Source organism: Roseiflexus sp. RS-1 (assembly GCF_000016665.1).
Taxonomy (GTDB): Bacteria; Chloroflexota; Chloroflexia; order Chloroflexales; family Roseiflexaceae; genus Roseiflexus.
Genome location: NC_009523.1, coordinates 1080043 through 1094514 on the forward strand (window position 1 = coordinate 1080043; position 14472 = coordinate 1094514).

A 14472-nucleotide genomic window follows, 5' to 3' on the forward strand; every position below is an offset into this window, starting at 1 on the left:
AACCTTCAACCTTCAACCTTCAACGTTCGCCCGCATCCGCCATCGCAACGCCATCCCCAGCGTCAGTGTCTCCAGCGCCGACGTAAGCGCAAAGGCAGCCGGAATCGCCACAACGCCCCACGGTTCGAGCCACATCCAGATCAGCGCTATCCGCCCCATCAGTTGCGCGCAGTTGGTCACCAACGGCGTCTGCGTATCGTGCAGAGCGATCAACCCGCGTGTCAGCACTTCGGTTGCAACATACGCCGGCAAACCTGCGATATAGACAATCAGCAGCAACGACGTCAGATCGCCCGCAGCGGCATCGAAACGACCACGTTCGAACAGCAGGCGAATGAGCGAACGACCGGTCAGTGCCAGCATCAGCGCTGCTCCGATTGCCAGAATGATACTGATTGCCAGTGCAGCGCCAAGAGTTTTACGCATACGCGCCCAGTCGCCGCGCGCCGCGCTGGCAGCGATGCGTGGAAATGCCGCCTGCGCCAGAGCGACTCCGATCAACCGTAGTGGCACACCCATCAGCAGGCCAGCGTTGAAGAGTGTTGGTAGCGCTCCCGGCTCACGCGCCAGCGAGGCGAACGCAGTATCGACGATTCCGCCGGCATAATTCACCCCGGACGACAATCCATTCGGCGTCAGCAGGCGAAGCATCCGACGCAATTGCGCGTCGCGTAGATCCCACACCGGTCGCAAACGAAATCGGTTGGCGCGCAACCCGATCCAGAGAATGACCAGTTGCAACAGCGCATCGCCAACCACGCCGCAGGTCGGACCATAGATGCCGACGCCGGGAATGAAACGCGCCGCCAGAATGCCGCCAATCATGGTGATGTTGTGGGTCACAATTGAGATCGCAGTGAGCAGAAACTGGTTACGCGCGTTCAATACTGCTATCGCCACACTGGAGATGACAACCAGGATCAGTTGCGCCAGCATGATCCGTGTCAGCGCCACGGTCAATGCAGCCGTGGCGCTATCGAAACCTGGAGCAATGACGAAACGCACAAGGAAGGGGGCAAACACGATGCAGATCAGCACGATCAGCGTTACGGCGGCAGTCAGTGTCGTTGCCGCCAGGTTCACCAGACGTCGCTCGGCAGTGTCGCCTTCTTCGTGGCGCACGCCGAGCAACACCGGTATCATCGCGTTGGAAAGCGCCCCGCCGCTGATCAGGCTGGCAATGGTGTCGGGCAGGCGGAAGGCGGCGTAGTAGGCGCTCGCTTCCATTCCTGTGCCGAATTCGGCGTTGAACAGCGCCTGACGGATAATCCCCAATCCCGCTGATAGAACATAGGCGGATATGAAAAGGATTGTCCCTTCGGCGATGGTGAATTCGCGCCGGATCATCGATCCACAGCCGCCCGCAACGCTCGAATGTTGCCCCATGGCGCGGTTGTCGGCATAACGCAACCGGTTGAGAGACACACGCGCCGCCCACCCATGGCATCGATAGCCTGTCGCGCCAGCGTCTGAATTGTCGCTGGCGTACCCTCGACAATGTCACGCTGACTCAGCCCGCCGACGACCATGCCCGGAAAACGACGCGCTCCTTCCGCGAGGTCCGGTCCGGTGTCCCGGTCGTGCCAGTTGAGCGCCTGCGCCGGGTATTCTGCTGCGATGTCGAAGTAGGAATACAGCCCGTGCAGGTGGAGCAGAATGAAGGTTGTCTCTCTCTGTGCAGCGTGGACCGCTTCGAGGATGCGGAGATCGAGCGGGCTGCAGACGTCGCGGTACTCGGCTTCGCTGATGACATCCGCCGTGCAGCGTTGCATGGCGTAAAAAATGCCATCGGCGCCGGCTGCCAGCGCCGCTTGAACGAAGCGAATGGTGGTTTCGGTGATCGCCTCAAGTGCGTGGAACAGATCGGATCGGTGTCGCCGGAGATGGACGATCTCCATCCCGTCGCCGATCAGGTTCTTCGCCTGACTGATCGGACTGAAGATCGTTGCCAGCAGCGGAACGTCCGGATCGATCAGTTCCCGTGCGCGACGGATCGCAGCCAGGTGCGCGCCAAGCGCTCCCGCATATGGGTCGAGCGGCTCGATCCGACGCCAGTCGGCGGGAACGCTGACCGGACGCGCCACGTAGTCGCTGGTGCCTTCGGGGCGCCCACGGTACACCGCACGACATCCCCAATCTTCCACGCAGAAACTGCTGGACGGCGTGAACTTCACAAAATCCCAGTCGTAGTGCGCCTGAAATGCTGCAACCGACTGCGCCAGTTGCTCAGGATCCTGGTCATCGACCGGGAAATGACGCCACAACGCAACCGGCGGGCGATCAACCGGCTCACCACGAAGAGCGGCGGCAAGCCGCTCACGGCGCGTCATCGACATGGTGCACCTCTTTCGATATCCTGGAATGTCTGGGACGAAGCATGCGGCGCAACCGTTCCCATGGGCGGCGCGCCTGCGTGACGTGATCTTCAGTGCATATGTGTGGACTGTACTGTGCGGTGATAAACACGTCTGTCAGATCGGCGATGTCCGATGAGGCTTCGGGCAGTGCGCGTTCCAGGCGCGCAGCGTACTCATACGGCGTCTGGGAAGGGTGGCGCTCGACGCCGCACTGCGCGGCGCGGCGTAATGTTGCCAGGTAGAAGTAGCGCACACGTTCACGCGGCGGCAGGCGTCGCAGGTTGATCGTCCTGCGATGCCTGGTCGAAGTTCCCGACGGACGGCGCAACGCTTCGTCCGCCGCCCGGATCGCCAGCGTTGCCCATGACGCTCCCTGTTGCCAGATCGAGCGCAACCAGGCGATCAGCGCCCGGATCGTCGCTGCGATGCCGAATCGTTGCAGCAGTGGCGTATGACGCTGCGCAACAATCGCAAGGGCATATCCGGCGAGCAGCAGCATGCATGCCCAGAAAACCAGTGCCGCAAGCAGGTTGGGATCTCGTTCGACCGACGGCGGCGATACGGGTGGCGGCGGCGGCAATCCCGATGCTGCAGGTGCGCCATCTGGCGCGAAGAGCGCGAGGATCCATGCAGGCAACGACAGGATCAGCGCCAGAATCCAGGTCAGCACGTACCCGATCATTGCCAGCGCATATCCGAGCACACCGAGGAACGCGCGCAGCGTATCAAGCAGACCGAGCGCATAGGAACGCGGCAGCAAAGCCGCGCCTGCAACCATCAGAAGGATCAGCGCCCAACTGCTTCGCACCCATCGCCGTTCGACAAGCGGCGCAACGTGCGCGCCTTCCTGCGCCCACTTTGCCTGGATCACCACCAGTCGCGCGCGACTGTACAGCACAAATCCGCTCACCACGTATGTCAGCGACGCTGCAATGCTGAGCGGCGCCAGTGGACGGGGCGGTCCGCCGATTGTGGTCGTATTCACCGCTTCACCCGCGAGTGCGATCAGCAACAGTGCGCCGCCGATCACAAAACGCGCACCGATCCGTTCGAGCGCCAGCGAGCGATCCACTGCAACCAGCGCGGCGAGGCGGCGATTATCATCATCCGATGGGTGAGCTGGCAGCAGGAGCGCCAGTGTGTTCAGATCGCGCATCGAAAGATGCGCCAGAACGCCAACAACCACGCCAGCGACCATAAACGCGCCAAAAGCAGCATCGAACACGGAGAGCGGGTCGTACAGCCAGCGTTGCAGATCATCAGCAAGCGATACGTCTGCGATGCTAAGCGACGCGATCAGGCGCATCACAACCGCCATAACGAAGAGTTCCGGCACGAGATAGCGTGCCAGTTCGATCGTCGTCAATCGTGTGGATCGCGCGACATAGTGAACAATGCCGGCTTCCAGCCCAATCAGAAAGCAGACAATCACCAGATAGATCGGTTGCCATCCGGGAAAGAGTCGCTGGAGCGCACCCGACACCGCTGCTGCGAGCGACGCAAGCATTAACGCGACCAGAAACACCACCCGCAGATTGAACGTCACGCCAGGAGGCACGCTGTCACCCTGCCAGACTGAGTCAAGCCATACTTCCGTATGCTGCGCTGCTCCTTCTATGGTACCACAGGAACGCCGGTCGAGCGTCGAAATTATTGACACCTGTGCGGTTGAGGTCTACAATATCCGCTATTCTGTAAAGGGGAGCGGTCGTATGGGACTCTATCCGCCTGATGATCCATTTCTCATCAATACGTCTCTTTTCGGCATTCCGCTTGTCGTGCGCTGGTATGGCGTCATCATCGTCAGTGGTGCGATGCTGGCAGGTTGGATCGCTGCCAGACGCACTCGCCAGCGCGGGTATGATCCGGAGCATATCTGGAACCTGCTGCTGGTTGGAATGATCTCTGGCATCATCGGCGCGCGCGCCTATTATGTCCTGTTTGAGTGGCCCCGCTTCGCCGGTGCATCGTGGCTGGAGATTGTCAACCCGGCGACGGGCGGGCTGGCGATCCATGGAGCGCTGATCGGCGCTGTGGTTGCGGCTGCGCTCTACACACGCTGGCAGCGCCTGCCGTTGCGCATCTTTCTCGATATTGCCATGCCTCCCTTCCTGCTGGCGCAGGCGATCGGGCGCTGGGGCAACTTTATGAACCAGGAGGCGTATGGCAGCCCGACACACCTGGGTTTTGGCGTCCTGATCGACGAGCAGCATCGCATCGGTCCGTACCGCGATATGCAGCAGTTTCCGCCCGATACCCTGTTTCATCCGACATTTCTCTACGAATCGGTCTGGAATCTCATCGGTTTCGGGGTGTTGATCTGGCTGGAGCGACGCCTGCGCGACTGGCTGCGTCCGCTCGATATTGCGTTGTTCTATGCGATCTGGTACGGACTGGGGCGCTTCTGGATCGAAGGATTCCGCACCGACAGTCTGTGTTTGAGCGGTATCGGCGGAACATGCGAGGGGTCGTTGCGTGTGGCGCAACTGGTCAGTCTGCTCATGGTCATTGGTGGTGTGGTTGGTCTGGCAATCAATCACCATTACGCCGCCACACACGGAACGCAACCAAAGAGCGCTGAACGTTAGGTGTCACATCCTGTGGTGAATGTGGAGGGAAGAGGCGCCTGCTGCGCCTCTTTCTCCGTCTTGTTGTCTGCCGGTGCTGCACCACAGACGATGCAGCGAGCATATGTTCCACCGGCACGGTGCAACCCTTCCACCTTCAACCTTTTACACCCGCTCCTCGACTCGTCCAACCACAAACTTCAGATACCTTCCTTCGGGAAAGTGCGCTGGCGCTGGATGATCGAGCGGTTGACCAGCCTCGTGAATGATCTGCAACCGTCGGTCGGCGATAGCGCCGGCTGCTGCCAGCGCTTCGCGGAACGCCTCCGGTCCTACCTGGGTGGTGCAACTGGCGGTTGCCAGCAGACCGCCGGGAACGACGCAGCGCATACCAAGCGCGTTGAGCCGCGCATATGCTCGCTGGGCTGCAAAGCGACTCTCCTTGCGCCGGGCAAAACTGGGCGGATCGAGGATCACCAGATCGAAGCGCTTCCCGGAGGCGGCATACTGCTCCAGCAACTCGAAACAGTCGGCGGTTTCAAAGTGATGTCGCCCATCGTCGAGGTTGTTGAGCACGAGGTTATTTTGGGTTGCTGCCGCCAGTCCCTTGCCACTATCGACGCTAACGACCCGGCGGGCGCCGCCGCGGAGTAACTGTGTTGCTTGTCAAGGGGCGCTCGTATGCACAGCCGGATCCCAGGGCTTTTGCTGACGCAATATTGCGCCGAGAATAGTCAGCAGCTTGCGCATCGCAGCGACGATGGCGACCTTGCGCGGCTTGCCAGCTTGACACAGGCGCTGATCGAAGGCGCGCCTGACCAGACGGCGCCGCGTGGCCGCCAGGGTCGCCATGTACAACACGCTGCGCACATCCCTCCTGCCGCCGGAGATATGCCGGGGTTTGTGCTGTGCGCCGCTCTGATTGGCATACGGCGCAACGCCCACAAAGGCCGCCGCTTCCTTGCGATTGATGGTCCCCAGTTCGGGCAGGCGGAGCAGCAGGTTCAGTGCGGTGATCGCGCCGATGCCGGGCACGCTTTCGCGCAGCTCCCGTTTCCGGCGCACCTCGTCGGTGCGCTCCGCCTCGTTGTCGCGTTCCTGCTCAAGCGCACGGATCTCCTGATCCAGCCAATCAATATGCTGCTGGATGCCCGGGCGGAGGTTCGGCGCGGCAGCCGTCAACCGATTGATCTCAGCCGTCCGCATCTGAATCACCTGCTCCCGCCGGACCAGCAGGTCGCGCAAGGATGCGCGCTGCTCGTCCGTCGCTTGGTGGTGCGGCGGGCGCACCCGTTCGGCAAAGCGGGCGAGCAACCGGGCATCCAGGCGGTCGGTCTTCGCCTGGCGTCCTTCCGCGTGCGCCAGGGCGCGCACGCGGCGTGGCTGCACCCGCGCCGTCGGCACGCCAGCCTGGAGCAGTTGGGCGAACACCATGCGCTCCAGCCCGCCGGTCGCCTCCAGCACAATCAGGGTCGGCTGCAGGCGCTGGAGTCGCGTGACCAGGAGCTGGACACCTTCGTCGGTATACGGTATCGTCTCGCGTGGCGCGTGCGGGTCGGCGCCAAACGCCACATCCAGCGTCTGTTTGGAGACATCAATGCCGATAAAGAGCGACTCACGGGAAGCCATACACAGAACCTCCTGAGGAAAACGGCGCCAGCCTTGCTAGCATATGCGGGTTTGAGGGCCCAGATAACTGTTCGGCTTGGTCGCGTTGAAGGACACGGCTACCCAACACTCCGCGGCGATCTCGTGAACCTGGCGCAGAACGGTATACCGTGTCCCGTTAGATTATACTAGCGCATAGAGCGAAAATCCGCCGGTATAGGCAAAGCAGTTCAGCACGGTTCGTCCAGCAGCAAGACCTTCGACGAACCGCCGGTTTTCACGCTGGTCGAGGAACAAACCGGTTTTTTGAGCGGCATAGAGGGCGACAGCAAAGCGTATTCCGTGTTCGGTGATCACAACCTCGCGCGGCAGCGCTTCGCCGTGCAGGATTCGCAGACGCGCGCCGCTCTCCCCGTCAGGCGCTGTATCACGATGATCTTCATACGTCGCCGGGCGCGTCCCTGCCGATCCGCGCAGCGCCACGCCGCGAAGGGTCGGGTCTACTCTGGCGAGCATTGTTGCCACCTCGTCAACCAGCGTGTAGGCGCCGACAGAGTACGTCTGGATTACAGCAAAGTCACCGTAGCGGTCGATAGTTATGCCGGGGAGTCCATCACCTTCGCCAAAAACCCAGCGATACGCAGTGATGCCCGCAGCCCGCAATGGAGCGCGAAGTTCCCAGGCCCTCATCAGTTGATCGCGCAACCAGATGGTATCAGGCGGACGGCGCGTCGAGAAAATACGTAACGCAATCGGCCCCTCCGCATCCCACAACGCATATCCCCGCCACGCGCCGCAACGAACCGCCACCCACACGCCGGAAGGCAGGCGCACGTTGGGCGGCACATGGTCGCGGTAGACCCAGGGATGCCCCTGAGCCAGGCGCTCGCGCAGGAACGCCGGCAGCGCGATTTCTGGAAGATGCACCATGGTTTGTACTATTGGATATTAAGATCCTGACAGATCGAACGTCTGCGTGCGAACCGGATCGCCTGGTACTATCACGCGCAGTGTAGCATGATCCTGAGGTCACTGCACAAAAAGGCGCCTCCACTGCAAAAACTCACTGCCAAGACGCCGGGGACGCAGAGATTTCCATCAATCGCTCGCTGCGTCTGCTGCGCCGCTGTGGTGACATGACCTTTTTGCAGCAGACTCATAAGGTGTTTTCCGAGCGACGTGCAGCACTGCATCTGGTGCATCTCTTGATCAGACGTATCTCTTGAGATGCTTGAGCGATTATTACAAAGAGAGAGGGTGAAACCTGCCTTCATTTGTCGCGTATGTTCAGGCATAAGCGTGTGATATGATCGTGTCAGGTTACTGTATGAAAAGGGAGAGACGTCGCAATGTCGTCGATACTTCCGGGAGTCTTGTGTCTGATCGTTGTTCTTGCCGTGATCGGTGCAGTCGGGTTCGTCGTGGCGCTGAAAATGGGGGTCATTGTGCATCAAGCGACGAAGCCCACACATCTGGATACCGGCAACTACACCCTTGACCAGGGGCGTGAAGTGCGACCTGAGGAAGAAAAGCGCGCACGTCTGCCGTACGACGGCGCGTAGCAGCGATGCCGATGAGTAACGCTCTGAAAATGGCGCTCGTGGTGGGGGTTGCCATCGCTGTCGAGACGCTCGTGCTTCGGCAGTTGTTCCTTGGCTTCCCCATAGGCGTCTTCGTTGGTGCGTTCCTGATCGCCAGCGCCCTCCTGGTTTTTCTTCAGCATCTGCTTATGAGGCGCTGGTTGACGCGCGCTGCTCCTCTACGCCGTCGGCACCCGCAATCCGAACCGGCGTCGAGCTTTAATCCCGGTCTCAATCCCCTGTCCACACCGATATTCCACAGCATCGAGGCGCCGGAACGAAACGGTGCGCTTCCTGAACAGGAACAAAATGGTGTGCTTCCTGAGCAGGAACAACACGCTGCGTTGTCTGATGAAGATGGTATAATACAATAAAGAAGTATCATAACTGGCAGGGAATAGACCGTTGAGTGCAGCCGAATTACTCCAGCAGATTGCCAGCGAAGTTCGCACGTGCACGGCGTGTCGATTGCATCAGTCGGCGATGAGAGCCGTTCCGGGCGAAGGTCCGCCGGATGCGAAAGTGATGTTCATTGGTGAGGCGCCCGGTTTCAATGAAGATCGCCAGGGTCGTCCATTCGTGGGGGCTGCCGGGCAATTTCTTGAAGAGTTGCTTGCGCTTGCCGGGTTGCGCCGGAGTGATGTATTCATCGCCAACGTCATCAAACACCGCCCGCCGGGCAATCGCGATCCCGAGCCGGACGAAATTGCTGCGTGCAGTCAGTTTCTCGAACGGCAGATCGCCGCGCTGAATCCGCTGGTGATTGTGACGCTTGGGCGCTTCTCGATGGCGCGCTGGTTTCCAGGAGAGAAAATCTCCCGCATCCACGGTCAACCTCGCTGGATCGACGGACGTTTGATCGTTCCGATGATGCATCCGGCTGCGGCGCTCCATCAACCGCAGTACCGCGCTCTGATCGAAGCGGATTTTCGCAGGTTGCCGGAGTTCATTGCGCAGGCGGAAGCGCGGTCGGTGCACAGCGCTGCTCCCGTTGCGCCTGAAAAGCCCAATGATCCGGACGTGCAGCAACTGTCGCTGTTCTGAGCATCTATGAAGACGTATCGGCTTTCTCCGTCAGGACGACGCAGTGCAATCGTTTTGATGATCGGCGCACTGCTTATCTGGATGTTTGCGTTGTGGACGCTGCGGATCACACTCGCTACCAGTAGTGACCCCTCCGCCGGGTTGTTCCAGGCATTTCAGGAAAACCTCGACCGCGGACTTTCCGCCGGTCAGGTTATTCCTGCGTTGCTGATGGTGGTGTTGCTGATTGCGACACCACTGGTTCTCTGGGGTATTCTCGAAGAGTGGGGCGCGCAGTATACGCCAACCGACGCCGGTTTGCGGTTTACATCGCTTGGTATCGCGCTGAACTGTCCCTGGGATCGTATTACCGGCATCCGTCGCCTCGAAGAGAATGCCGATGAACCACTCGATGCCATCATGGTGAGCGACGATCTGTCATCTCAGATCAAGAATCCGCTGGTGCGCTGGCTCCACCGTCAGGCATGCGGCGACCGACGCCTGCTGATCTACCCGGGTCTTGAAGACCGCGACGATCTGCTTCAGGAGATCCGCGCGCGCACTGGTCTGACCGATGTGCAGTCGGCATTATCACAAGCATAACAGGCTGTGGCGCAGCCTGTAATGATATTCGGAATAACAACAGAGCCGCTCCAGCAGCGGCCGGAAAGGAAAGGAGCGTAGCAGGGACCGCAACAATGGTCGCTGCTCACAGGCGCTTATGGCAAAAAACAGATTACGTGCAATTCCGCTTGGCGGCGCTGGTGAAGTGGGCCGCAACATGTGGGTGTTGGAGCAAAATGACGAGATTCTTGTTCTCGATTGTGGGGTAATGTTCCCGGAAGCCGATATGCTCGGCGTCGATCTGGTGCTCCCCGACATCACCTATCTCCGCGACCAGAAGGATAAAATCAAGGCGATTGTGCTGACGCATGGGCACGAAGACCATATCGGCGCCGTGCCATACCTTGTACCGGAACTCGATTTCCCGCCGATCTACGGCACGCCGCTGACGCTCGGCATGCTGGCGGGGAAGCTTAAAGAGCATCGCCTGCTTGATCGTGCCCGGCTGGTGAAGATGCAGGCGGGCGAATCGTTCACCGTCGGCTCCTTTACGATCGAACCGTTCAGCGTGGCGCATTCGATCCCCGATACGGTCGGTCTGGCGATCGATACGCCGGTCGGTCTGGCGATCTATCTGACCGACTGGAAGTTTGATCACACGCCGGTGGATGGGCGTCCCACCGATCTGGTCAAACTGTCGGAACTGGGCAGACGGTCGCCACTGCTGCTGATCACCGACTGCGTGCGGGTCGAGTCGAAAGGGTACACGCCAAGCGAGCAGGTGGTCGGCGAGGCGTTCGACTCGATCTTCGCAACTGCGCCCGGTCGCATTATTGTGGCAACCTTCGCATCGAACGTATCGCGTGTGCAGCAGGTGATCGACTCGGCAGAAGCGTATGGGCGCAAGGTTGTTGTTGCCGGGCGCAGCATGGAGAACACGACGCGCATCGCGCTCGAACTCGGATATCTGCGCGCGCAGCAAGGCACGTTGATCCGCCCGCAGGAAGCGGCAGGTCTCGCCGATGATCAGGTGGCGGTCATCTGCACCGGCAGCCAGGGTGAGCCGATGTCGGCGCTGGCGCGCATGGCTAACCGCGACTATCCCCACGTCAAGATCAAGGAAGGGGATACGGTTGTTGTCTCGGCAACGCCTATTCCGGGCAACGAGGTGTCGGTCAATCGGGTGATCAACAACCTGTTCCGTCTTGGCGCTGAAGTGATCTATGGCGGCAGCCCTTCGAGCCTGGCAGTGCACGTTTCCGGTCACGCGGCTCAAGAGGAGCTCAAAATGGCGCTCGCCATCCTGCGCCCGGAGTTCGTGGTGCCGTTCCACGGCGACTATCGCCATATGATGCTCTACCGCAAACTTGCGCTTGGCATGGGCGGGTTGTTCTCCGAATCGAACGTGATCATCCCCGAAAATGGCGCTGTGATGGAGTTCAGTCGCAACTATGTGAAAGTGACCGGCAAAGTTCCGGTCGGGTACGTCTATGTGGACGGCACGACCGTCGGTGATGTGGGGCAGGTGGTCGTGCGTGACCGTCAGTTGCTGGCGCGTGATGGCATTCTGATGGTGGTCGTCAGCATCGACCGAACTACCGGGGAACTGGTCGCAGGACCGGATGTGGTCTCGCGCGGTTTTGTCTACATGCGTCAGTCGGACGACCTGATCGAGTCGACGAAGAACATCGTGCGCGATGCGCTCTCGAAGCGGAACGGCAGCGGCAAGATGGAGATCGACAGCGCATTCGTCAACCGCAAGATCAAGGATGTGGTGAGTGACTACCTCTATGGGCAAACACGCCGTCGTCCAATGGTTTTGCCGGTGGTTATGGAGGTGTAAGTCCGGCGTGCGGAGATGCCCATTGCTGTTTTCTGAACACGTCAGCGAGAAGGAAGGTGGAGCGCGCGGGTATGGCAGCCGCTCGCCTTCCTTTAAGACAGGGGATACAAGCAACGAAGCGTCTGATGGTCTTTGAGTAAATAATCCGCCATAGCCCGCGCAGGCGGGCTTCGCATTCCATAGCCGAGGGCGTATGGTCTTTGAGTAAATAACCCACCACAGCCCGCGCAAGCGGGCTTCGCATTCCATAGCCGAGGGCTTCAGCCCGACGGCACACGGCATATACCGGATTATAGCAGTTCTCACAAAGGTTGAACCTGTTGGACGAGGTTGAACGCTTCTGGGAATTGCGCACCCCACGTGGTGACCGAAATAAATTTCGGTCTACACTCCGCCGGACGCGGGCGCCTCGTGCGATACGGCAGATAGGAACAAAGGTCAATGTATTTGAAAACTGCTATAAATGCTCAATCTCCATCAGCCCGACGGCTAGCGCGGTAGAGCGGATTTATTTCTCAATCTCCATTAGACGGTCAACCATCTCATTGCATCCCAGGGCGCACACCATTCCGCACCGGTTCTGGCGCCTCCGCCTCTTCACGCAACCGCGCAAACAGGCGTTCACGCAGATGACGTAACTTTTCCTGATACGCTGGCGTGCGGATCGGATCAGTCCACATTATCAGCGCGTCCTCGCCATTATCGGTGTAGTAGCGCGGTCGCGTGCCTGCGGGGCGAAAACCATACTTCAGATACAATTGCTGGGCGACGACATTGCTGACGCGCACCTCCAGCGTCAGCACATCGGCGTGCAGGTCGAGCGCCTGGTCGATCAGCCCGTTGAGCAGCAATTCGCCAATGCCGCGACCGCGGTACTCTGGCGCCACGGCAATCGTAGTAATGTGCCCCTCGTCGACGCTCAACCAGACCCCGCCATACCCGACGATCGGAACGTCGCGCAATGATGGTTGCTGCCCGAAGAGTGCCGGGAGGAGGCTTGCGAGCAAGCCACGTCGCACAGGTTGACGTTCAGCGCGTGGCGGCGGCGGAATCGGCGAGGCGCGCGCGACGATATAGCGACTCGTCGAAGGCGAGCGCAATTCGTGGCGATAGGTGTTGGCAGACCAGAGCGTGCTGAAACTGGCGCGCTCGATCGCCTGCACCTGCTCGATATCCTCTTCGGTCATGCGCTCGATGAAATAGTACACGGTAGTCTCGTGCCGGTTATCGTTTCGGGTCGAGTGGACGCGCGCTACCCGGATTGTTCGGGTCGAGCAGGAGTTGACCGGGGTATGCGCCGTCTTTGCCGAAATTTCCGCCGCCCTGGAACAGCCCCGTCACCTCGACGCGCCCCCAGACGAAACTGTTATTCGGACCAAGGTTCAGTTCACCGGAAACGCTGGGCGGAAACCCTTCCATCCAGATCATCTTGCCGATCGGTTGGGGGCTGCTTCCGTCCTCTTCGGTCGAAACCCCTTCAGCCAGTACATAGATCAGGGAGTTCCAGAAATAGTACCCCTGCGTTGTCACGGTTTGACCGTTATACCGCGCCGGATCGGCGACCAGATCGAACAGGGAGACTTTCCCCTCGCCGAGCGGGCGATTATCGATGCGATACTCCTGACGTCGCACGCGCTCAATCGGCTCAGCCGAAGCGACGAGAATTCGATGTCTGTACGCATTCTCCGCGCCAAACGGACCGCCGGTCTCAAACCGACCCTTCACCCGCACGAAGCCATAAACGGCATCACCGGGTCGATGGAGTTCAGCAGTTGCTTCCTGCGGGAACCCTTCGAGCCAGATCGGTTCTCCCAGAGGTTGAGCGTCGAGACCGTTATCGAGCGTACTGACCCCAAGCGCCAGCACTTCGCGCCCATAACGATTCAGATACGCACCCGATACGGTGATGTCTTTGCCGTTGAACTCCTGCGGACGATCAAGCAGATCGGGAACGTAGAGCGATGATGGACTACCCGGTAACGATAATGGGCTGCCGCCTGTGCACGCAACCAGGATTGCACTGGCAACAAGCACGAGCGTCATCCACGAGATGCGTCGGGTATGATCGTGCATATACATTTACATATGCGCTTTCAGCTTGTAGATGGGGACTGCCTCTGCCCTGGCATTATAAAATCCAGAAAAGAAGTTGTCAAAACCGGTGTAATCCATATGTCATCCTGCTGGCGCTTCAGGCGTTGATTCTGGTAATTGAGTGCTCGTATAATAACGCCAGGAATGATGTAGGGGGTCTAACGCTATGTCTGTCCTCTTTGTCGCGCTGGGAATCATGGTATTGGCGCTGCTTGCGCTGTTGCTCTGGTTCGTACCGCACCTGTTGCACCAGCAATCGGCGCGGGTCGCCGGTGAGACTGCCCAACTGCGTGAAATGCTGCTCGATCTGCTCAACGAACAGGAAGCAGTTGCGATGCGGCAGGCACAGCTTGGCGCGTCGCTATCGACGCTCCAGGGGCGGCTCGAAGCGCTGGCGCAGAATGGCGGCATCGCCCGAACCTCTCCCGAACTGGTTGCGACAATCGATCAACTGGAAGCGCGTCTGAGCGATCTCCAGAGCCAGATCCAGTCGTGGCTCGATGGTCGCCAGCACGGTCTGCAAATGCGCGACCGCCAGGACAATGAAGCCTGGGCGAATCTGATGGGATTGCTGGCAGCGATCCAGGAGCGTTTGGGGGCATTATCGCGTGACCGTGCGAATGCGATGGCAGCGTTGCAAGCCAGTCAGTTGCTCGATGATCTCGAACGTGAGATGCAGCAACTGCGCGCCATTTCGGAAGACATCGCCACACTGCAAAACAGATTGCGACGTTCGCTCAGTGAGCGTGAGCAGCATCTGACCCTGGCACGTACCCGTCTGACGAACAATATTACGATCCGCGGCGCCTGAGGGTGTGTTTTCTCGAAACAGTACT

The 14472-nt window shown here is 59.8% G+C and carries 14 protein-coding genes and 1 pseudogene; 7 read left to right on the plus strand and 8 right to left on the minus strand.

All coding sequences use genetic code 11. The features are described 5' to 3' along the window. Window positions 1-12: 12 nt before the first annotated feature. The 3 genes from murJ to ROSERS_RS04500 are packed head-to-tail and all read right to left on the minus strand — an operon-like array spanning window position 13 to window position 3915. A complete protein-coding gene (murJ, locus tag ROSERS_RS04490; RefSeq protein ID WP_011955631.1) occupies window positions 13-1347 on the minus strand; it encodes a murein biosynthesis integral membrane protein MurJ in 1335 nt (444 codons plus the stop codon). Then, window positions 1344-2336, minus strand: coding sequence for a uroporphyrinogen decarboxylase family protein (locus ROSERS_RS04495; protein ID WP_041333019.1), 993 nt, complete (start codon window positions 2334-2336; stop codon window positions 1344-1346). The genes murJ and ROSERS_RS04495 overlap by 4 nt, the downstream gene beginning before the upstream one ends. Further along, a complete protein-coding gene (locus tag ROSERS_RS04500; protein WP_011955633.1) occupies window positions 2317-3915 on the minus strand; it encodes a DUF4129 domain-containing protein in 1599 nt (532 codons plus the stop codon). Before ROSERS_RS04500 ends, ROSERS_RS04495 begins: the two co-directional genes overlap by 20 nt. A gap of 154 nt (window positions 3916-4069) precedes the next feature. Between ROSERS_RS04500 and lgt the strand changes: the two genes are divergently transcribed. After that, window positions 4070-4945: a prolipoprotein diacylglyceryl transferase gene (lgt, locus tag ROSERS_RS04505; RefSeq protein WP_011955634.1), complete on the plus strand. Its 876-nt coding sequence runs from the start codon at window positions 4070-4072 to the stop codon at window positions 4943-4945. 144 nt (window positions 4946-5089) lie between these two features. On the opposite strand, the pseudogene ROSERS_RS04510 reads toward lgt, so the two are convergent. The 3 genes and pseudogenes from ROSERS_RS04510 to ROSERS_RS04520 form a co-directional block, all read right to left on the minus strand. After that, a pseudogene (locus ROSERS_RS04510) lies at window positions 5090-5563 on the minus strand (class I SAM-dependent methyltransferase); the annotation flags it as partial. 27 nt (window positions 5564-5590) lie between these two features. Continuing rightward, complete coding sequence (locus tag ROSERS_RS04515) at window positions 5591-6553, minus strand: IS110-like element ISRfsp2 family transposase (RefSeq protein ID WP_011955635.1); 963 nt, start codon at window positions 6551-6553, stop codon at window positions 5591-5593. A 162-nt stretch (window positions 6554-6715) separates the two neighbouring features. Beyond that, entirely contained in the window at window positions 6716-7462 is a 747-nt protein-coding gene (locus tag ROSERS_RS04520) for a class I SAM-dependent rRNA methyltransferase (RefSeq protein WP_083763259.1), read from the minus strand. Window positions 7463-7881: 419 nt separating this feature from the next. On the opposite strand from ROSERS_RS04520, the gene ROSERS_RS04525 reads away from it, so the two are divergent. The 5 genes from ROSERS_RS04525 (at window position 7882) to ROSERS_RS04545 (ending at window position 11542) form a co-directional block, all read left to right on the plus strand. Then, window positions 7882-8094, plus strand: a complete 213-nt coding sequence (locus ROSERS_RS04525) for a hypothetical protein (RefSeq protein WP_011955636.1) — start codon at window positions 7882-7884, stop codon at window positions 8092-8094. Between the two features lie 11 nt (window positions 8095-8105). Further along, window positions 8106-8486 (plus strand): hypothetical protein, encoded by a 381-nt coding sequence (locus tag ROSERS_RS04530; protein WP_157040970.1) that lies wholly within the window; start codon window positions 8106-8108, stop codon window positions 8484-8486. 31 nt (window positions 8487-8517) lie between these two features. Beyond that, complete coding sequence (locus ROSERS_RS04535) at window positions 8518-9156, plus strand: uracil-DNA glycosylase (protein WP_041333024.1); 639 nt, start codon at window positions 8518-8520, stop codon at window positions 9154-9156. 6 nt (window positions 9157-9162) lie between these two features. Next, a complete protein-coding gene (locus ROSERS_RS04540) occupies window positions 9163-9738 on the plus strand; it encodes a hypothetical protein (RefSeq protein WP_011955639.1) in 576 nt (191 codons plus the stop codon). Between the two features lie 118 nt (window positions 9739-9856). After that, window positions 9857-11542, plus strand: a complete 1686-nt coding sequence (locus ROSERS_RS04545) for a ribonuclease J (RefSeq protein ID WP_011955640.1) — start codon at window positions 9857-9859, stop codon at window positions 11540-11542. Window positions 11543-12084: 542 nt separating this feature from the next. On the opposite strand, the gene rimI is transcribed toward ROSERS_RS04545, so the two are convergent. Together rimI and ROSERS_RS04555 are read right to left on the minus strand one after the other, a co-directional pair. Then, window positions 12085-12750 (minus strand): ribosomal protein S18-alanine N-acetyltransferase, encoded by a 666-nt coding sequence (gene rimI / locus ROSERS_RS04550; protein ID WP_011955641.1) that lies wholly within the window; start codon window positions 12748-12750, stop codon window positions 12085-12087. A 16-nt stretch (window positions 12751-12766) separates the two neighbouring features. Beyond that, on the minus strand, window positions 12767-13615 hold the full coding sequence (locus ROSERS_RS04555) for a hypothetical protein (protein WP_041334776.1): 849 nt from the start codon (window positions 13613-13615) through the stop codon (window positions 12767-12769). A gap of 187 nt (window positions 13616-13802) precedes the next feature. Here ROSERS_RS04555 and ROSERS_RS04560 point away from each other — a divergent pair, with 187 nt between their 5' ends. Then, a complete protein-coding gene (locus tag ROSERS_RS04560; protein WP_011955643.1) occupies window positions 13803-14447 on the plus strand; it encodes a hypothetical protein in 645 nt (214 codons plus the stop codon). Window positions 14448-14472 lie beyond the last annotated feature (25 nt).